This window comes from Mycoplasmopsis columbinasalis, assembly GCF_900660705.1.
GTDB classification, from domain to species: Bacteria; Bacillota_I; Bacilli_A; order Mycoplasmatales; family Metamycoplasmataceae; genus Mycoplasmopsis; species Mycoplasmopsis columbinasalis.
Window position 1 is genome coordinate 280,802 of the sequence record NZ_LR215043.1, and the last position, 20,303, is coordinate 301,104.

Annotated in this window: 19 protein-coding genes; 12 read left to right on the top strand and 7 right to left on the bottom strand. The window is 32.8% G+C overall.

The window, feature by feature from the left end; all coding sequences use genetic code 4:
* The first annotated feature begins 12 nt into the window (after window positions 1–12).
* Window positions 13–819 carry a YcsE-related riboflavin metabolism phosphatase gene (locus EXC55_RS00985; protein WP_408634039.1) on the top strand — a complete coding sequence of 269 codons (807 nt, stop codon included), beginning with the start codon at window positions 13–15 and terminating at the stop codon, window positions 817–819.
* A 52-nt stretch (window positions 820–871) separates the two neighbouring features.
* On the opposite strand, the gene EXC55_RS00990 is transcribed toward EXC55_RS00985, so the two are convergent.
* From EXC55_RS00990 to gmk, 5 genes are read right to left on the bottom strand one after another with little or no spacing between them, the layout of a single operon-like run.
* Window positions 872–1,531, bottom strand: coding sequence for a ribulose-phosphate 3-epimerase (locus EXC55_RS00990; protein ID WP_129622838.1), 660 nt, complete (start codon window positions 1,529–1,531; stop codon window positions 872–874).
* Window positions 1,531–2,355: a ribosome small subunit-dependent GTPase A gene (gene rsgA, locus EXC55_RS00995; protein WP_129622839.1), complete on the bottom strand. Its 825-nt coding sequence runs from the start codon at window positions 2,353–2,355 to the stop codon at window positions 1,531–1,533. The genes EXC55_RS00990 and rsgA overlap by 1 nt, the downstream gene beginning before the upstream one ends.
* A gap of 6 nt (window positions 2,356–2,361) precedes the next feature.
* Window positions 2,362–3,354, bottom strand: coding sequence for a serine/threonine-protein kinase (locus EXC55_RS01000; protein WP_129622840.1), 993 nt, complete (start codon window positions 3,352–3,354; stop codon window positions 2,362–2,364).
* A complete protein-coding gene (locus EXC55_RS01005) occupies window positions 3,344–4,117 on the bottom strand; it encodes a PP2C family protein-serine/threonine phosphatase (protein WP_129622841.1) in 774 nt (257 codons plus the stop codon). Before EXC55_RS01005 ends, EXC55_RS01000 begins: the two co-directional genes overlap by 11 nt.
* Window positions 4,110–4,697, bottom strand: a complete 588-nt coding sequence (gene gmk, locus EXC55_RS01010; protein WP_129622842.1) for a guanylate kinase — start codon at window positions 4,695–4,697, stop codon at window positions 4,110–4,112. Before gmk ends, EXC55_RS01005 begins: the two co-directional genes overlap by 8 nt.
* Before the next feature lie 107 nt (window positions 4,698–4,804).
* Between gmk and secG the strand changes: the two genes are divergently transcribed.
* The 5 genes from secG to EXC55_RS01035 are packed head-to-tail and all read left to right on the top strand — an operon-like array spanning window position 4,805 to window position 9,809.
* A complete protein-coding gene (secG, locus tag EXC55_RS01015; RefSeq protein ID WP_129622843.1) occupies window positions 4,805–5,038 on the top strand; it encodes a preprotein translocase subunit SecG in 234 nt (77 codons plus the stop codon).
* A gap of 3 nt (window positions 5,039–5,041) precedes the next feature.
* Window positions 5,042–7,177, top strand: a complete 2,136-nt coding sequence (rnr, locus tag EXC55_RS01020; RefSeq protein ID WP_129622844.1) for a ribonuclease R — start codon at window positions 5,042–5,044, stop codon at window positions 7,175–7,177.
* A 6-nt stretch (window positions 7,178–7,183) separates the two neighbouring features.
* A complete protein-coding gene (locus tag EXC55_RS01025) occupies window positions 7,184–7,972 on the top strand; it encodes a tRNA1(Val) (adenine(37)-N6)-methyltransferase (protein WP_129622845.1) in 789 nt (262 codons plus the stop codon).
* 8 nt (window positions 7,973–7,980) lie between these two features.
* The gene (gene metG, locus EXC55_RS01030) at window positions 7,981–9,525 is read left to right on the top strand and encodes a methionine--tRNA ligase (protein ID WP_129622846.1); all 1,545 of its coding nucleotides are present in this window, start codon (window positions 7,981–7,983) and stop codon (window positions 9,523–9,525) included.
* Complete coding sequence (locus EXC55_RS01035) at window positions 9,525–9,809, top strand: putative quinol monooxygenase (RefSeq protein ID WP_129622847.1); 285 nt, start codon at window positions 9,525–9,527, stop codon at window positions 9,807–9,809. The genes metG and EXC55_RS01035 overlap by 1 nt, the downstream gene beginning before the upstream one ends.
* A gap of 118 nt (window positions 9,810–9,927) precedes the next feature.
* Here the strand turns inward: EXC55_RS01035 and EXC55_RS01040 are convergent, their stop codons facing one another.
* On the bottom strand, window positions 9,928–11,787 hold the full coding sequence (locus tag EXC55_RS01040) for a ribonuclease J (protein ID WP_129622848.1): 1,860 nt from the start codon (window positions 11,785–11,787) through the stop codon (window positions 9,928–9,930).
* Between the two features lie 178 nt (window positions 11,788–11,965).
* On the opposite strand from EXC55_RS01040, the gene hprK reads away from it, so the two are divergent.
* From hprK to EXC55_RS01070, 6 genes are all read left to right on the top strand, one after another.
* Window positions 11,966–12,898: an HPr(Ser) kinase/phosphatase gene (gene hprK / locus EXC55_RS01045; RefSeq protein ID WP_129622849.1), complete on the top strand. Its 933-nt coding sequence runs from the start codon at window positions 11,966–11,968 to the stop codon at window positions 12,896–12,898.
* A complete protein-coding gene (gene lgt, locus EXC55_RS01050) occupies window positions 12,891–13,910 on the top strand; it encodes a prolipoprotein diacylglyceryl transferase (RefSeq protein ID WP_129622850.1) in 1,020 nt (339 codons plus the stop codon). Before hprK ends, lgt begins: the two co-directional genes overlap by 8 nt.
* 133 nt (window positions 13,911–14,043) lie before the next feature.
* On the top strand, window positions 14,044–14,967 hold the full coding sequence (locus EXC55_RS01055) for an NAD(P)/FAD-dependent oxidoreductase (protein ID WP_129622851.1): 924 nt from the start codon (window positions 14,044–14,046) through the stop codon (window positions 14,965–14,967).
* Between the two features lie 180 nt (window positions 14,968–15,147).
* Complete coding sequence (locus EXC55_RS01060) at window positions 15,148–15,597, top strand: hypothetical protein (protein ID WP_129622852.1); 450 nt, start codon at window positions 15,148–15,150, stop codon at window positions 15,595–15,597.
* A gap of 12 nt (window positions 15,598–15,609) precedes the next feature.
* On the top strand, window positions 15,610–17,412 hold the full coding sequence (locus EXC55_RS01065) for an ABC transporter ATP-binding protein (RefSeq protein ID WP_129622853.1): 1,803 nt from the start codon (window positions 15,610–15,612) through the stop codon (window positions 17,410–17,412).
* Complete coding sequence (locus EXC55_RS01070) at window positions 17,405–19,243, top strand: ABC transporter ATP-binding protein (protein WP_129622854.1); 1,839 nt, start codon at window positions 17,405–17,407, stop codon at window positions 19,241–19,243. The genes EXC55_RS01065 and EXC55_RS01070 overlap by 8 nt, the downstream gene beginning before the upstream one ends.
* A 187-nt stretch (window positions 19,244–19,430) precedes the next feature.
* Here EXC55_RS01070 and EXC55_RS01075 read toward each other — a convergent pair whose 3' ends face one another.
* Window positions 19,431–20,267: a TIGR00282 family metallophosphoesterase gene (locus EXC55_RS01075; protein ID WP_129622855.1), complete on the bottom strand. Its 837-nt coding sequence runs from the start codon at window positions 20,265–20,267 to the stop codon at window positions 19,431–19,433.
* Window positions 20,268–20,303: the final 36 nt, after the last annotated feature.

The following is a 20,303-nucleotide window of genomic DNA, read 5'->3' on the forward strand; positions in this document are numbered from 1 at the left end:
AATGTAATCAAAATTGCTTCGTTTGACATTGATGGCACCATTTTGCCTTATGCGCACTTAGATTTTAGTGATAACACAATCAAAATGTTTGAATTATTAAGTCAAAAAGGTATTAAATCTGTGATTAATAGTGCACGTGAGTTTGTTACCATTGGTTCTTTGCTTAATCTTGTGCCTGCGGCAAATTATTTTATTGGCGCCAACGGAATGTTTGTTTACGACATTAAAAATAAGAAAATAATTTACGAAAATCCAATCAAATTAGCTGACTTAGAAACTATTTACAACGAAGTTAAAGATTTGCCACAACTTGAAGGTTTCATGGTTACTGACTTAAACTTTTTGTACCACTCACCAGGTATTAACAAAGGTTCTTGATTTTTATCTTCACACAAAGCCAAAATGAGATTAATGGACTTTGAGGCCATTGACGAAAATCACATTCACATTATTACCTTACAAACTTATGGTCCTGAAACTACTGCACAGCTAGAAACAATTATTAACAAAATCATTGAAAAACACAAAATGCCACTTTATGTGAATTCAAAATGACACAAAGGATTATTCATTACACCAACTGGAGTGACCAAATACAGCGCTTTAGAATGACTCGCAAAGAAACTTGGTTATGAAGCAAATAAAAATTTAATTGCTTTTGGTGATAGTTCCAATGATTACGAAATGATTGAACATTCAGCTTATGGCGTTTCAGTAGGAACTTACGACGAAAAATTAGTTGCTCTCGCAGATGACATTGCACTCAAAGTGGAACAAGATGGTGCTTACTGAAAATTGAAAGAATTAGAAATTATTTAAAAAATCTTAGGTGGTGTACCTAAGATTTTTTATGAAAATTAAATTAGAAAAGTTATTTTTTGCCGTACAAAATTGAGGCAATGCGTTCTTTGGTTGGTTCTTTAATTAAAAATGTTCCTGCCACACACGCATCAGCGCCTGCTTTGAAAGTTAAAGGACCAGTAACATTGTTGATGCCGCCATCAACTTGAATTAGAAAATTGTGTTGGTGCTTAAGTCTTAACAGTTTGAGTGCTTTGACTTTTTCATAAGTAGTTTCAATAAACTTTTGACCGCCAGCACCCGGTTCGACTGACATTACTAAAACTAAAGCTAAATATGGCAAGTAACGTTCAATGCTTGTTACTGAAGTATTTGGCTTGATTGCTAAACCTAAGTTCAAGTTATGTTTCTGCTTTTGAACAAAATCAAATAATTCATCTTCATCAGTTGCTTCAAAGTGAAAAGTGATAATATCGGCAACATCTTTATATTTTTCAAGTTGTTGTAACGGGTTCTCAATCATTAAGTGCACATCTTTGAAGTGTTGTGGGCAAAGTTTATTGATGTTTTCGAGTTCAGCAAATTCAATTGCTGTGTTAGGAACAAACTTGCCGTCCATAACATCATAGTGCACCCAGTCGATCCCTTGACTAATTAGTTGTGTTACCATAGCAACACGGTCAGCTGGTTCAACGTTTAAAATTGATGGTGTTACGCTTCTTTTTTTCATTATTTTGCCTCCTTTAGTAATTTTAGATAATTGTCATAACGAAATTGCGGGATTTTAGTTCCCACATTTAACTTAATATTACAAAAATTTGTTGGTTCATTTTCGTGTAAACAGGTTTTGAATTTGCAGAACGCGCCTAATTCTTTGAAGAGTTTAAAAGAACGAGCTAATTCAGCTTTGGTAAGTTGAATGTCAAGTGAAGAAAAACCGGGTGTGTCAATCAAGTAGCCAGCAAAAACATCGTAAATTTGCACTGTTCTAGTGGTGTGTTTACCGCGTTGAGCGTTCTTAGCTATGGTTTGCGTTTCAAGGTTTAAATTTAATAATTTATTAATAAAAGTAGTTTTGCCAACACCGCTTTGACCCATTAGTGAACAAGTTTTGTGGTCAAAAATTTGTCGTGTGGTCTCAAGTCACTCTGAAGTTTGGTAATTAATTTCATAAACTTGGTAGCCAAGTTGTTGGTACCAAATGCTTTCCTGACAATGGCCTAAGTCGGTTTTGGTCACAAAAATAATTGGTTCAACGCCGTTACCTTCAATTAAAGCAAGGTATTTGTCAACCAAAAAAGTTGAAAAGTTAGGCAAAACTGCACTCATAACCACAATGATATGGTCAATGTTAGCCACTTTCGGACGCACAAACGAATTACGCCGTTCTAAAATTTGATTCACAAACCCGTTGTTAAATTCAACATAATCTCCTACTAGAGGGGTGATGTTGTTGTGACGAAACACACCCGCTGCTGGCAACAAATGTATATTTCCATCAGTATCTTTAATTTGATATTTGCCGCCAATTGATAAATAAATTCTACCTTGCATAGACTCCTACATTAAACCTAAAATTAAACCCACTACTAACAGCACACAAGCACTTACTATCCCGATTCCTAAATAAATAAACGCAAAACTGTTGACAAAACCACGAAAAGTTAATTTACTTTTAATTTTTTTGGCATTGAGTGGTTTTTCGTTAACTCGACTCACATCTAAAGCAGTGCTTAAATCTGCAATCAAGTCTGCCGTGCTGGCGTGGCGTTTGGCTGCATCTTTGGCTGTGGCTTTGATAATTACATTAGCCAAAGCTTGGGGAATTACTACCATTTTCATAATGTCTGGCAAAGACTCATTTTTTTGTTTAGCCATTGTTTCAAAGGAATTTTTGCCTTTAAAAGGGTACTCGCCCGTAAGCATTTCAAAAAGCAAAATACCTAGTGCGTAAATATCGCTTTGCACTGTTGGTTGCGAACGTGAAGAACAAAGTTCGGGTGCCATATAATAAACTGAACCAACAATTTTTTGTTCTTGCGTGTAACGTTGACTGGTGTCATTTAGAGCGAGGCCAAAATCAATTATTTTGATGTTACGATCTTTTGTGATCATCACATTATTGCTCTTGATGTCCCGGTGAATGATATTCATTTTGTGCAGTTCTTGGAGACCTTCGGCAATTTGCAAAGCATAATTGACAGCAATGGAAACGTTAATACGGCCTTCTTTAAGTTTATCTTTCAAGTTGAAACCATCAATGTATTCCATAATTAAATATTGCTCATAGTCATCAATGTAACCTTCAATGAAAGCTGCCACTTTAGTAGAAGCAATCATCGAGTAAATTTCAACTTCTTGCTCAAATCGCACTTTTACTGACTCTGAGTTACTATTTTCTGGCAACGTAGTGTACTTTAACGCATAAAAAGTGTTATCTTTAGCATCTTTTCTTTGAATTTTGTAAACTTTTGCAAAACCGCCCGACCCAATTTGACTAATAATTTTGTACTTGCGAAACACATTGCTATTTTCGAGAATTTTATAATTCATCTTCATCCTCTAAACTCACAATACCAATTGTTAAATTATCAGTCGAACCATTTTTTAAAGCCTGGTGATTAAGAGTTTCAATTTTTTGCTCAAGTGAATCATTGTTAGCTAACGTGGTACGAAAAAAATTTGGCGTGACGTAATTATGCAAACCGTCAGTAGTGCAAACTAAATATTTTGCTTTGTGGTAATGCTCACTTAAATTAAAGACATCAATTTTAACCTTTTTAAGTGGGCCAAGCCCGGAGGTTAAGTTTTTTGACTCGCGGACAGCGAGTGCTTCTTTTTTGGTGTAATTGTATTCAGTAATTAATTCGTTCAATAAATTATGGTCAATGGAAACTTGAGACAAAGCGTTTTTTTTAGTGAAAACATAAGTGCGTGAGTCTCCAACATTAAAAACGAAAATTTGGTTAGAAAAGGTATCAACAAACGCGCCGGTGAGAGTTGTGCCCATATCCATCATCGCCTCGTTATCCTTGGCGATTTCTTTCATTTTTTCACGTGCTAATTGAATTGTTTTTTCTAAAGATTTAGTAAATAACTCTATTTTTAAAGGATATTCGCTAACTAAGTAATTTTTTTCAAACTCTTGAGCAAATGTATCAACCGTTATTTGGGCTGCTTTATCACCAAAACTATGTCCACCCATACCATCGCAAACTAAAAGTAATGCAAAATTATCTTTTTGCAAAAAATTAATGCGATCTTGATTTTCAATTCGATAATTACCAATTAAAGACGACGTGGCATACTTAAGCATTGTTGATCTCTTTTAAAATAATTTCTCTAATTTCAGCTGCCGCTCGTTCTGGAACATCGTTAACAATTTGATATTTAAAGTAAATTTTTTCTTCCATTTCTTGTTTAGCTTTTTCGAGACGAATTTTCATCACCTCAGGGGTTTCAGTATTGCGGTTAATAATTCGTTTTTCTAAGTCAGCAAAAGATGGTGGCGAAACAAAAAAAGTAATAATGTTGTATTTTTCTAAATTTTGTGGGTTGTCAAGAATTTTTCTAGCCCCAATGGTTTCAATTTCTAAGAAAGGAATGTGATTTTGAGCATGAATTCTTTCAATTTCACTATATAAAGTTCCATAATAATTGTTGAAATGATAACTAAATTCGATCACTCCGTTATTGGCAAGATATTGTTCAAATGTGTTTTTGTCAACAAAAAAGTAATCAACACCGTGTTGTTCTCCAACTCTTGGTGAGCGTGTAGTGGCTGAAATTGAAAAAGCAAGCTTTAGTTCTTTATGTGCAAAGAGAACTTTTTCAATTGTTCCTTTGCCAACACCAGATGGACCTGTGAAAATAATTATTGGCTTTTTTTCGGGCATATACTAACCTCTTAACTTAGTATTCTCTGCATTATTTCTGTAAGAATAAATTTTTATTATTATAATATATTAACTTATCTGAATTTGCTTATTTTATAGGAGAAAAAATGGTTGCAGTTACAGTCTTTTTGATAATTTTTAGTCTCATAATTATTGTTGTTTCTTTAATGATGGCTCCAGATTCAAACGCATTTTCAGGTGCATTAGTAGGATCAAATGACTTAGAACTTTTTAAAAATTCAAAGGAAAGGGGCATCAAAAAAGTACTTAAATATACGATGTTAGTAACAGGAATTTTGTTATTAATTTTTGCAATAGTACTCAGAGTGGTAATGAAATAATCTATGCTTGATACACGAACTGTTTTAACTGTAATAAAAAAAAATCCTGGAATTTCCTATCTTGAATTAGCTCAGAAAAAACTTAGAATTCCAAGTCGTAAGAATTGAGAATTAACCCAAATTTTAAATGAATTAAAATCAAAATCATTAATCACAGAGAACAAAAGAGATAGTTTTTGTTCTATTTCTTTTCAAAAAACCATTCAAGGTACGTTTCGTTTAGCTCAAGAAGGCAAGTTTGGTTTTATTGAAGTTGAAAATGAAACTGAAACTGAAAGTTATTTTGTGCCTAAAGTAGAATTCAATGGCGGAATTAACGGTGATGTGGTTGATGGCGAAATTTACTTAATTGAAGATGGTGCTAACTTAACTTTTGCGCGCATAAAAAAAGTTGTTGAACGCAAGAAAAAAACTTTAACCGGAGTGGTAATTTGACCTAAAATGGGACCACCAATTTTTAATCCAATTAACAAACTTTACAACACTTTTAAACTCAAAATTCAGGGTTCTGATGTTCCAATTAAAAATAATGATGTGGTGTTAGCTGAATTTGTTAATCAACCTAAAGACAAAAACAAAGGTTTGTATCTAATTCAGGTTAAAAAAGCAATCACTAACACAAATGACAAAATGTGTTATGTCAAAGCTTACATTACTGAACAAAACGTACCAGAATACTTTCCAGCCGAAGTGCTTAATGAAGCCCAAAACATTCCAGACTCAATTGAAAACGAACCAACGCAAAACAGAATAGATTTTCGTAATGAATTAATTGTTACTATTGATGGTAATGACACCAAAGATTTTGACGATGCTATTAATGTTAAAAAGTTGCCAAACGGAAACTATGAATTAGGAGTACATATTGCTGATGTTTCATACTATGTACGCGAAAAGAGTCAAATTGATCTTGAAGCATTAAAAAGAGGTACATCAATTTACTTAATGGATCGTGTCATTCCTATGTTGCCAGAAAAATTATCGAATGGAATTTGTTCTTTAAATCCAAATGTTGATAGATTCACATTAAGTGCCGTGATGGTAATTGATCCTCAAGGTAACACTTTGGAAACAAAACTTTCACAAAGTATTATTAATTCAAAGTATCGTTTAACTTATGATCGAGTTAATGAATATATCAATGATGGCAAGAAATTCGAAGACGAAAAACTTAATGCAATGTTGGATGATGCCATTGAACTTTCTAAAATTGTACGCAAATTCAAAGAAGATGAAGGTTATGTCAATTTTGATATTAAAGAACCTAATTTGATTTTGAATGAAGATGGTACTGTCAAAGACATTCGAGTCAGTGAGAGTGGTTTTTCAGAAAAACTAATTGAAGACTTTATGGTGCGTGCAAACGAAGCTGTGGCTTTTGAATTAACTAAATTAAAATTCCCAGCACTTTATCGTGTTCACGAAAAACCAAGTGAAGAAAAATTAGATTACTTTTTAAATGTTTTAGACGAACTTAATATTAAGGTTGATTTCGACAGAAATAATGTCACACCAAAAACATTTCAAAAAGTTGTGAATGACATAAAAATGATCAGAGACGATCAATTTCTAGAATTACTATTTTTGCGAACAATGTCAAAAGCTTTGTATGATCCAAACAATATTGGTCACTTTGGTTTGGCAAGCAAATTCTATTGTCACTTTACCAGTCCTATTCGTCGCTACCCCGACTTGATTATTCACCGCATTTTAAGAGATTTGGTTTTTGGCGAAAACCACTATAATAAGGACTTAATCGCTGAATCATTGCCAAAAATCGCCGCTCAAAATTCTTCATCAGAACAGCAAGCAATTCAAATCGAACGTGACACAAATGATCTTAAATATGCAGAGTATTGACAAAACAAAATTGGACAAACTTTCAGAGCTCAAATTGTGAGCATAGTTGCTTTCGGTATGTTTGTAGAATTTGAAAACAAAACTGAAGCGCTCGTTCATATTTCAAATATGTGCGACGAAAAATATGAAGCTAATGAACTCAAAACTGAACTAATTGCTGAAGATAACAAAAAATTTAAACTCGGCGATTTTGTTGATGTAATAATTACCAACGCAGACATTATTAGTGGCAAAGTTGATGCAATGTTAGCAAATTGTGAAAATAAAACTATAGCATAGATATATATGAAAACAATACAAGATCGAAAACTAGTAAAAAACTCTCTTGGTTTTGATAGTGAACTTTACGTATACCAAGATAAAAATATGTTTAATTATTCTGTCGACACAATTCTGCTTGGTAACTTTGTTTTTATAAATCAGAAAATCAAAAACATTTTGGAAATCGGAACCAATAACGGTGCACTAGCAATTTTTCTCGCTGATCGTGATCCTAAACTTAGAATTGATGCAGTCGAAATTCAACAAGAGGCTATCGAAGTAGCTGAAATTAATGTCAAACTAAACAAAAAAGATGATCAAATCAATTTAATTCACCAAGATTTTAATGAATTTTGACAACAAAAAATCAAAAAAGACACAAATAAATATGATTCAATTGTTTGCAATCCACCATTCTACACTGTAGAAAAAACGAAAGTTAGCACACAAGTGAGCGAACAAATGTTAATTGCCACTCACGAAGTTAAACTTAATCTGGAACAAATCATTCAAGGATCTGCAAAATTAATTGAACAAAAAGGATATTTAACAATGGTTCTGCCAGTTGAACGTCTTGTTGATTGTTTCTGTTTGATGCGTCAGTATAAATTTGAGCCAAAAAGAATTCAATTTATTCTACCGAGACTTGATGATAAACCAAAACTTGTTTTAGTGGAAGCTAGATATCAAGCAGGTTGAGGTGTTCACTTTTTACCAAATTTATACTTACATGACCCAAATAATAAAATTGATCATCAATATTTAGATTCAATCAAAAAACTTTATAAGCCAATAAAAAATCCAAAATTGTAAGGAGAGTTATGAGCAAAAAAACTTTTTATGTGACAACACCAATTTATTATGCTTCAGGTCCTTTACATATAGGACACTTATATTGCACAATTATGGCTTGAACGATCGCTAACTACAAAAAATCTCAAGGTTATGATGCTAAATTTTTAACAGGTAGCGATGAACACGGACAAAAAATTGCCAACAAGGCAAAACCGCAAAATAAAGAACCAAAACAATTTGTTGATGAGTTAGTCGAAACTTGCAAACAAATGTGAGCAAAATGAGATATCAATTATGACTACTTTAGTCGTACCACTTCAGCACATCACGAAGAAGCTGTGAAACAAGTTTTTAGCTGATTTTTAGCAAATGATTTTATTTATAAAGATAGATATGAAGGGCTTTATTCAATTGAAGATGAAGAATTCTTAGCTAAAAATCAGGCAGTGTTCAAGGATGGCGAATATTTTCACCCTTCATCAGGACATAAGTTGGCCGTGATGAGCGAAGAAAGTTACTTCTTCAAAATCAAAAAAATGCAAGCATGATGAGTTGAATATGTCAAAACTCACCCTAACTTTTTGTTACCACAAAAAACAGTTAACGAAATGTTTAATAATTTTGTCAACGAAGGACTTGAAGATTTATCTGTCACTAGAACTAATGTTGCGTGAGCTATTCCGATTAAAGAAGACTTTCACCACACACTTTATGTTTGACTAGATGCTCTTTTCAATTACGTAACTACTTTAGGATATTCACCAAGTAACCCAAAAGCTGCTGATTATGTGAAATACTGAGAAAACGGAACTGAAATTGTGCATATTTTAGGAAAAGAAATTTCACGTTTTCACTTTATTTACTGACCAATGTTTCTTGAAGCTCTTGGTTTGAGACAACCAACAACTATCATTAGTCACGGTTTACTGAGAGATAAAGATGGTCGTAAAATGTCAAAATCATTGCATAACGTAATTGAACCTGATACTTTATTTAATAAGTTTGATGATGAAATGATTAAGTATTATTTTGCATCGCAAGTAATTTTTGGCGAAGACGCTAACTTCGGCGAGGAAAAACTTAAAGAAGTAGTAAATGCAGACTTAGTGAACAATTTTGGTAATTTAATTTCAAGAACACTAAAGATGCTTTCAAACTCTTTTGACCACGGAATTGTTTACAAAACAAGTAATGAACAAGTGCATTTAGAGATTGAAAATGAAATCAAAAGTTTCTTAGACAACTATGTTACAGCAATGGACGCATTTCACTTTGATAAAGGCTTAAAGCTTGCAATTGAACTTTCTGACAAACTTAATAAGTATATTGACAAGACTATGCCTTGAAAATTAACTAATAATTTACCAGAATTAAGTTTAGTTTTAAGTCGTTTATTAAATGGAATTTATGCTGTTGCATTTGCCTTACAAGTTTCTCTGCCAAGAAAAATTGCTGAAGTTGCAACAGCACTTGGTGTGACTAATTTCGATAAAGATGCGTTACTAGATTTTCACAAGTTTGATAATGTAATTCCTGCAAAACAATTTATGCTATACGAAAGGTTGAAGTAATGATTTATCTTGTTATTAAAAATTTGAAAATCAAAGAAGACGTTAAAGCAAATTTTGATACAAATTTTGAAGTTTTTCTTAAAAACCTCAAAAAACAACCACTCAATCTTTCAGCAGATGCGATTTGAAAAGACCCAACAAATGCTGTTTTAGTCGAAAGATGAAGCACTAAAAAAGCTTATGATGACTATCTAGCTAGTGAAGAATTCAAAACCAACTGAAGCAAACTCACAAGTGATTGTATAAATAAACCTTTAGTACTTAAGCAAACTACTACTAATTAAACCTTTGTCTAGCAAAGGTTTTTTTATTCTAATTTGTGTTTTTGAACAAAGAAAAAACATAACTTAGTTGGACTAAGTTATGTTTAATTTAATCCTATGTTATAGGAATATTTGCAAACTATTCTTCATCTTCTTCGTCGTGAATATCTTCAGAAATTTCGTCAATAGAACCAAAAATTTCGCTTTTAACTTGTTTGAGCATTTTGTAAACTTCTGCAGCTTCTTCGTCGTTGACATTTTCTTTGTTTTTATTAGTGCCACGACTAAATTGAATTTTGGTGTTAGCAAATTCATCATCTAAATCTTCATTTAGAAACACAATAGTCGGAATAATTATTGGTCTACGGCGTTTTTCTTTATAGAAAAAGTTTTCTAAACGCTCAGTAATTAATTGTTTTAATTCACTTAAAGACCAATTTGGTGTATTTTTAACGTAATAAAGTGCTGCACCGTGGGCGATTCTTTTAGCTTCGTTAACAATTTTTAATGAATTTTTAACAAAGAAACTGCCACGACTAATAATTGTTGAACGTCCTGGAATATCGTTATTCTTCCGGTCAATTACAATTAAGACGTTAACAAAACCCGATTCACCAAGTTTTGCTCTTTCACGTACGATGCTAGAATTTAGGTTTAAAGTGTTAAAACCATCAATATAAATTGGGCCGAAATTAATCTTTTCGTTTGTTTTATATACTTTGTGATTTTCTAAATGATAAACACAACCAAGTTCAGGAATAATGATATTTTTTGGATTCACGCCATTACGCACAGCGCTTTGACCGTGCACCATACACATTCGATATTCCCCGTGGTAAGGTAAAAAGTATTTTGGACGGGTTAGTTGAAAAATTTTGTCATGCTCGTGTTTGTAAGCGTGCCCAGATGTATGCAAGTAACCGTCAACACCATTTTCTTTAATAATTGCGCCTAATTTAGCTAAACGATTGACCAATAACTCGATCACTATTCTGTTACCAGGAATTGGTGATGATGAAAAGATAACCATATCACCTTTTTCAATCCGCACAGTTGCATGTTTACCGTAACTCATTCTTGAAAGCGCCGCTAGTTGTTCACCTTGGGAACCAGTGGTTAAGATGACTAATTTATTGCTTGGTACATTTGGTAAATCTCTTTTTTCCACAAATACATCATTTGGCACATTGATGTAGCCAAGTTTACGCCCGATTTTAACACCTTGCACCATCGAACGACCAAAGGTGATTACTTTTTTCTTGAGTTTAGCTGCTAATTCAATGATAACTTTTACCCTGGTAAGATTTGACGCAAACGCAGTGACAATGGTCTTTTTAGTTGCTTGACGCATATATTTTTCAATATCAATGAGAATGTCACTTTCACTTGGCGAATGCATTGGGTGCATTGCGTTAGTCGAATCACTTAATAAAATGTCAAGACCTTCTTTACCCATTTGGTCGAGTTTGGCAAAGTCAGTAAAATATTGTCCAATTGGGTTATAGTCAAATCTAAAGTCACCAGTGCACATTAACGAACCATTTGGTGTGGTAATGCGAATTCCAAAAGCGTCCGGAATTGAGTGTTGAGCTGTTCAAAAGTCTACGGTACAATTGCCAAATTTAAACACAGAATCTTTTTCAATTTCAATAAATTCAATTTTTTTAGTGTCAATTTTGTGTTCATCAAATTTTGCTTTAAAGTATTGAATTGCAATTCGAGGCGCAAAAATCTTTTTGAGTGGCACTTGTTTAAGCAAGTACACCACGCCCCCAATGTGGTCTTCGTGTCCGTGGGTGATGAACAAACCTTCAATGTTTTGGTATCTTTCAAGTAAATATTGGTAATCAGGAATGATGCCACGAATTCCTGTTGTGGCAATGTCGGCAAATTTTATTCCGGCGTCAATGATAAAAATATGATTTTCATGTTCTACCAACAAAGTAGATTTACCAATTTCCTGCACACCACCAATCGGAATCAATCTTGTTGGTGTCATATCTTCCTTTCCGTGTTTAATTAAGATAATTATTAAAGATTATTATAGTTAAGAAAATAAAGCAAAAGAATATGCACTTAATTTTAAAGCAAAAACTGCGGTTTGAGTGCGTTAATTTAATAATCGGGTTAAAAACTAATTTTAAGTATAATATATTTTATTTTTAATACAGGTTGTTATGGATCAAAAGAAAATTAATGTTAAACGGCTACTAGACAAGTTTGAACTCACCCTCAGTAATCGAGCTACTGACTTAAATTATAAAGATATTTTAGCTCCAGCGGTTAAACAAATTGGACTAGAACTCGCCGGCATTGAAGTTACAAAATCTTACCACGACAATGTTATTTGTTGAGGTGAAAGCGAAAATAACTATTTTATAGGCTTAGGTGAAAAACAAGCAAAAGAAATTATTGCTCGGATTCTCAAAAAACAACCACCGCTCTTAATTTTGTCGCGTGGAGTTAAAGAACAAGTTTTTAACTGAATTATTACGTTAGCTGACTCCTACAAAGTACCTGTATATTGAAGCAAAAATAGCACCAACACAATTATAGTGACTATTGGTACGTACCTCAACGATTTTTTCTCACCTGAAGTGCAAGTTCATGGTTGCTTAATCACCCTTGGTGGCACTGGTGTGCTGATCACCGGTAAAAGTGGTGTTGGTAAGAGTGAAGCAACCTTAGAATTAATTCAAAAAGGACACGTTTTTATTAGTGATGACGCTGTCTTAATTCGTCACATTGGCTCAAATTTTTATGGTATTGCCCCTGAACTCACACGGAATTTTCTTGAAGTGAGAGGACTTGGACTTATTGACATCAAGTATACTTATGGTATTAAATCGATTGCTGAAGGTGCTGTGATTGATTTAGTTGTGGAATTAGTACAAGCCAATGAAGAAAATGTAATTTTTGATCGTTTAGGTACTGATAATTTACGTTATGAAATTTTGGATGGTTCTTTACCACTAATTCGCATTCCAGTCAAAAACGGTTTTTCTTCAGGAACCTTAATTGAAGCAGCCGTAAGTACTTTTCTTGCTCGGAAAGATGGTGTGTCAGTACTGGAACAAATTATTTCTCGAAAGGAGCTCGTCAATGGCTAATCAAGCAATTTGAACACCCGAAGTTGCCTACGCGGCTGGTTCAGGTGGTATTCTCTTTAGCGTTGGTAGTTTTGAAGTGAGAGTGTACTCACTCACGATGTTGTTAGGGATTTTAGCATCAATTCTTACCATTTTTATCTTCTGAAAACGCCAAAAATATAAAATTGAACACTTAATGGTACTCATTTTAATTACCATTCCACTTGCCCTTATTGGTGCTCGGTTGTGAGACTTAGTGGAAGAAGCCTTGTACAAGCGTGACACCTTTGACTTTAGTAGGTGGTATGCCATCTGGGAAGGTGGTTTGAGTATTCAAGGTGGCGTGGTCTTTGCCTTTATTGGTGATTTCATTTATGTTTATGTCAAACGTCGTGAACTCGATATTCGCAAAGTAGCCTCAATTATTATTCCTTGCATACTAATTGGACAAGTCATTGGTCGTTGAGGTAACTATGCAAACCACGAACTTTACGGTAAAGTAGACTTTAGCGGTGCCAGTGTGTTAGCCTTTGGTAAAACTTTTGCTGCTAGCATGTATATTAGTGACTCAGTTTCAGAAGCAATGGGTGTGATTGGACTTTATAGATATCCACTCTTCCTTTACGAAGCAATCGCTAACTTAGTTGGTTACTTAGTAATTGTGTGAATTTTTAACTTACTTGGTACTTTCAAACCTGGTTCTACAGCTGCACTCTACTTCATTTGGTATGGTTTAGTGAGAATGGCAATGGAACCATTACGTGAAAATGCATACGCGATTTATTCGATTGCAGCAATTTTATTCATTATTGCGGGCACGCTTGCGTTTATTTTCTTCGAATTTGTCAACAACGTGCACTATGTCAAAGTCAAAAGAGGACGTTGAACTGATCATGAATACGCACATCCAGAAAAATACGCAGCTTGAATTAATCGTACAACCATCAAAGTTTTAGGCACTAGATTTGCGGACTTGTTTCGTAAAGCACCTAACAAAAAATGACAAAAATCACAAGCTACACAAAGTGCTTAAAAAGCAAAAATATCATTTTTTAACGTTTAAAACATTCAAAATGGCACTTTTTGCCATTTTTTTATTTTTCCAGACTTAAAAAAACATATAATATTTCCAACTGAATACTTAACAAAAATGGGGGTAACAAACAATGCTTTATGATGTACTTTATGATGTTGTAATAATTGGATCAGGGCCAGGAGGACTTAACGCTGCGCTTTATGCTTCACGTGCAGGTTTACGTACTGCGGTAATTGAAAAGGCTGCACCAGGCGGTAAAATGGTGCAAACATCAAAAATTGAAAACTGATTAGGTTTTGAAACTGTTGAAGGTTATGACTTAGCACTAAAAATGTTTGAACACGCCAAAGCCTTTGGGGCTGATGACGTTTTCGGTGAAGTCAACAAAATTAACAAATTGGACAATGGTCAATTTACCATTGAATTAGCTAATGGTGCTGTAGTGAAAAGTCATTTCGTGATTATTGCTACTGGTATGGTGCACCGCGAACCAACTTTCATTAAAAATTATGAAAAATTTAAGATGGGGGGCATTAGTTTCTGTTCAACCTGCGATGGTCCTTTATACAAAGACAAAGTTGTTTTAACACTTGGTGGTGGTAATAGCGCAGTTGAAGAATCAACTTACCTTGCTAAACTAGCAAAAAAAGTTTATTTAGTAGTCAAAGATGACCACTTTATTGCTGAAGCTAAATTAGTTGAAGACTTAGGTAAGTTACCAAATGTTGAAATTTTTATGTCATCGCAAATTAAAGAACTTAAAGGTGAAAGAGTAATCGCATCAGCAATTATTGACCACCAAGGTAAGGAACTCGAATTAGCTGTTGATGGTTTCTTCCCATTCATTGGTTTTATTCCAAGCAATAAAACTTTTGCACATTTAAACATTACAAACGACAGAGGTTTTATTATAACTAATGATGATATGGAAACTAGTGTACCTGGACTCTTTGCAGTCGGTGACATTCGTGAGAAAAAAGTTCGCCAAATTGTCACAGCTGCTTCTGATGGCGCAATTGCAGCTAAAACCATTTCAGATAAAATTTCTCACTAGAAAAAACGCGGTCGGGCGACTGTGTTTTTTATTTTTTATTTGATTAAAAGATAGTGCAGCAAAATAAACACAAAAAAATCCACAAGAACTAAATAACTTAACAAACAACGCCAAATTTATTGTCGAAACTATTTTTTTAAAAATAAAACATTCGTGTTTGAAATTACTATAATTTCTTTTATGTCGAAACATAAAAAGAATTTTGATTACTTAATAAATGAACAAAAACCTTATAGTACGAAATCATTACTTTATAACTTACTTAAGGAAGACGATAAGTTAAAAAAAGACTTTGAACTTTTTAATCACATCGTGCCAAACAATAATTTTATTGATGATATTAACATTGATTTTGCTCAAGACATTAATCAAACTGTTTATGTTTCTGACTGAAAACCACTTGAAACACAACCGCTTGATAATTTAATAATTGAACTGGAAATGCTTCAAAAACAACCTGAACCAGAAAATTCATACGTAAATCTTTCATATGGTTCAAAATATTTCGATAACCTAATTGCCAAAATTGAAAAAGAAGAAGAATTAAATAAACAAAATTTAAAAACTTTACGTGAAGAAAGCAAAATCCCAACTCCTGAAGTAAAAATTCATCGTAAAGTTAAAATTTAATAAAGGAAGACGATGCTTAAAATTTTTAAGATGCTTTCTACTAAACTAAAATGATTTGCTGTTTTAACTGTTATTTTTTCTTGCATTCAGCCTTTTTTATCAATGTATCTGCCTTCAATTGTGAAACAGTTAATCTCAATTTCAACTAATAGTGAAGTAAATAGTATCAATTTAATATTTTGAACCATTAAAACCAATGGTTATAACCAAACTTTAACTTACTTAATCATTATTACTCTTAGTATTATTATTGTATTTATTGCAACATGATTTACTTCTAGTTATCTTAGTAAAAAATTTGGCATTTTAGCTGCTTACGAAATTAGGAAAATTCTTTTTAATCATTTAATTTATTTAAGTCAAAGTAACATCGAAAAATATACAAGTGGAACATTATTGACACGTTTTACCAATGATATTAGCAAACTTCAAGATGGTTTAAGCACTATTTTTAGGGACTTTTTTGTCTCAATTTTATTGTGCGTTTGAGGTATTGTTTTCGCGGTTTTAACTAATATTTATTTTTCAATCACTCTTTTAGTTGTAATTCCTTTAACCATACTTGGTTCATTCTTTATTATTAAAAAACTCTTTCCTTTGTATAGAAAAGAAAATTATTCGCTTGATGCTATTAATGATGTTGCTAAAGAAGATGTTAGTGCAATCACTTTAATTAAGTCATATAACTTGGAAAACACAAGATATCAAAATTTTCTAGCAAAAGCCCAAAATAACTATAACATAGGGAAAAAAGCAAACTTACTTGGCGGGACTGCTTGACCATTAATCGATTTGATTAGTGCTTTGGGAACTTCACTTTTATTTATTATTGTTGGTTTCTTAATTAAAAATCAGATGACTGATGCACAAATGAATTTAGTTGGTAACATCTATCAATTTACTAGCTATTTTGGTTCGGTTTCGGGCGCTGTTTCTTGAACTATGTTTGCAAGCAATCGTGTGGTGCGGGCTAAACCAACGGCGCAAAGATTCTTAGAAATCTTCAATGAACAACCTGCGATTCCAATGAACAAAGATGGCAAAATTGTTAATAATATTTCAATTACATTTGAAAATGTTAGTTTTGCTTATCCAACACAAGAGGCAAACAAAGTGCCGCGCCAAGTGTTAAAAAATCTTAGTTTCAAAATTCAAAGTGGACAGTCAATCGGAATTATTGGTAAAACAGGCAGTGGTAAAAGCACACTTATTAAACTCATTGCACGCGAATATGCTCTAGAACCGGGACAAGGCAGAATTCTCATTGATAACGTAGATTTAGCTGAAGTTAATTTGGATGACTATTATTCAAAACTATCAATAATTTTGCAAAAATCAAAAGTTTTGAGCGGAACTATTCTCGAAAACATTACTTTTAGAAATTCACATTACACCGAAGCTGATGTTCGCGAAGTTGTAGATATTGCTAATTGTGATTATATTTACGAATTTAAAGAACAATTTGATTATCCACTTGGACAAAAAGGCAAAAATTTGTCTGGAGGTCAACAACAACGTTTATCAATTACACAAGGTTTAAGTAAAAACCTTAAACTCTTTGTTTTAGATGATTCTTCATCCGCGCTTGATAATAAAACTGATTTTGAAATTAGAAATAAATTAAGAAATTACTACAAAGACACGACAATGTTAATTATTGCCCAAAGAATTGGTTCAATTAAACATTGCGACAAAATTCTAATTCTTGACCAAGGAGAATTAGTAGGTTTTGACACACATGAAAATTTACTTGCAAATAACCCTTATTATCAAAAAATCTATGAAAGTCAAAACAAAAAGGAGTTAAATGCGTAGACATCATTATCTCTTTAATTCTAAAAATGATTTGCATAAACTGAGTGTTAAAGACTTTTTTAGATTTTTACAAAGAATTAAATTTTCACCATTAATGTGATTTGTTAGTATTACTGTTTCAATTTTGGTACCTGTAATTACTAATGGCGCTACTTACTTTGTCGGTTATATTATTGACTCACGATTTACTCATATTGATTTTGTAAACTTCGACTACAAAACTTTTGCGATTTTAATTTTCTTGCTGAGTTTGATGTACATTTTGCATAAATGTCTCAAAATTGCTCAAAATCGAATTTTTTATAGTGCTGTGCTTAAACTTTCTTATGAACTATTATTAGAAAGCTACTTAAAAATTCAAAAAATGCCCATTTCATATTTTGACAGTAAGAAAACTGGTGACATTATGTCGTTGCTCACAAATGATATTGTCAACATTACACAAGCCTTATTGAATTTTTTCTCAGAAATGATCAATATCACGTTAGAGTTTACCTTTGTGTTTGTGTTAATGTTTATTTATTCACCAATTCTTGCTAGTGTGGCAATTGGTTTAATGTTAATTTCTTTGACGATTATGTATTTAATCATTCGCAAAAATCAACGCTTCTTTATTCAACAACAATACGCTTTTGGTGATTTCCAAGGTTATTTAGAAGAGGTTTTTGACGCTTTTGCTTTAATCCGTTTAACAAAACAACAAGAGAAAATCTCGAAGAATTTTGATGCTTATAACAAAGCTTTAGTAAAACCAAATTTAAAAAGTGCTAAAAGAAATATTTTGACTTATCCATTGTCACAATTCATGAAGCACATTAACATTTTGATTATTATTGCGTTAGGTTCATACTTAATTCTCAATAACATCAATAGTGGTGGCATTCAGCAATTAACTCCAGGCCTTTTAGTTACTTTTACTATTTACATTAATAATGTAAGTAATACTATTATTCAAATTTTAGACTTAATCAGCAGTGTTCAACAAGGTTTGAGTAGCATTTATCGTTTACAACAATTACTCAATCAAAAGCTGCCTGTCAATCAAGATGAATTAAATGAATTAGACTATAAACAAGGGCTAGTGGAATTTCGTGACGTTGCCTTTGGCTACAATGGCTCCACTACCGAACTTGCTGTAGAAAATATTAATTTTAAAATTTTACCAGGTCAAACTGTTGCTTTAGTCGGCCACACTGGTTCAGGTAAAACCACGATTGCTAAACTTTTAGCTAAATTCTATGTACCAACTAAAGGCCAAATTTTTATTGATGAACAAGAAGTTCAAAGCATTAAAGATGATTCTTGAAGAAAACACATCGATATGGTGTTACAAGATACTTACATTTTTAATGCTACGTTACGTGATAATTTGCGTCTTTTTAATGAAAATATTACTGATGAAGAAATTTACAATAAAGTAGATCAAATTACAGGCAGATCATTCATAGATCCAATGCCTCAACAATTAGATACTATGTTAGAATCAAATGCTTCTAATTTAAGCCACGGGCAAAAACAGTTAATTTCTATCATTCGTTCTTTAATTTCTAATCATCCAATAACTATTTTGGACGAAGCTACAAGTAGTATTGACACAATAACGGAAGCACAAATTCAAAAAACAATGGACTTTTTAATCGAAAATCGTTCTTGTTTAATTATTGCGCACCGGCTTAGCACCATCGTGAATGCTGACTTAATTTTAGTTGTTGACCATGGCAAAATTATAGAAAGAGGAACACATTCAGAATTAATGGAATTGAATGGAAAATACGCACAACTCTATAAAATAGGGTTTAAGGAAACACTCTCAGAAAATGGTTCAAATTAAAATTCGTTTGTGTAAATTAGCATCATAAAAGTAATACCCCTTAAAAATGCCACTTGTTAAGTTGGCATTTTTTAATAAAAAAAATAACAATTGACTTTTTCAATTGTTACTAAATTAATAAAAAAATATTAAATTGTTTTTATATAACCCTATAAATAAGAGTTAAACAAAAAGCTGTCTGCAAAATTTATGTTTTTAAAGTAAAAAATTGTTTAATTAACGAAATTTTGTTATTTTCCTTATTGAGACTATTTAATTCGCACAAAACACCACAAATTTGGCACTCTTTTTCTTCGGACGCTTTAAACAAGGCTTTCGCACCATATCTCATTTTAAGATACACTTCCTCAAAATTAGCACCGATAGCAGAATTAATTGTGCCGCACATTCCTGCATCTGTACAAAACGCAGTACCTTTAGGGAGTATGCGGGCATCATTAGTTTGCACATGCGTGTGAGTACCAACTATTGCGTCAACTTTACCATCTAAATACAATGCTAAAACTGCTTTTTCACTCGTAGTTTCCGCATGAAAATCAACAAAAACAAAATCAGTTTTCTCTTCTCGTTCAAGAACATAATCCATATAGTCAAAAAAGTTATTGGCTACTTCTTGTCTTCATGGCGGCAAAAGTTTATTAAAAGTGATACCCATTAACGAAACAATTCTTACGGTTTTGCCATGTTTCGTGGTAAAGACTACACTGCCTTTACCAGCATAACCACTTTCAATGTTACCTGGCCGTGCAATATCATCATTATTAATAATTTGTAGAATTTCTTCTTTACCTCAAACATGATTACCAAGTGTAAAAACATTGACTCCAGCATTTTTAAGTTTTTGATAATCAGCAGGAGTTAGGCCTTTGCGGCCAGACACGTTTTCTGCTTGACAAATAACTAAGTCCGGTTTTGTTTGTTTAATTATTTTAGGCAAATTTTCTACAACAATTTGCACGCCTCGTTCACCAAAAATATCGCCAAGAAACAAGATTTTAATTTTGTTATTATCTGATTTAGCCATTAGTTTATTAAACATTTTACTTTTTTCTACTCTGGC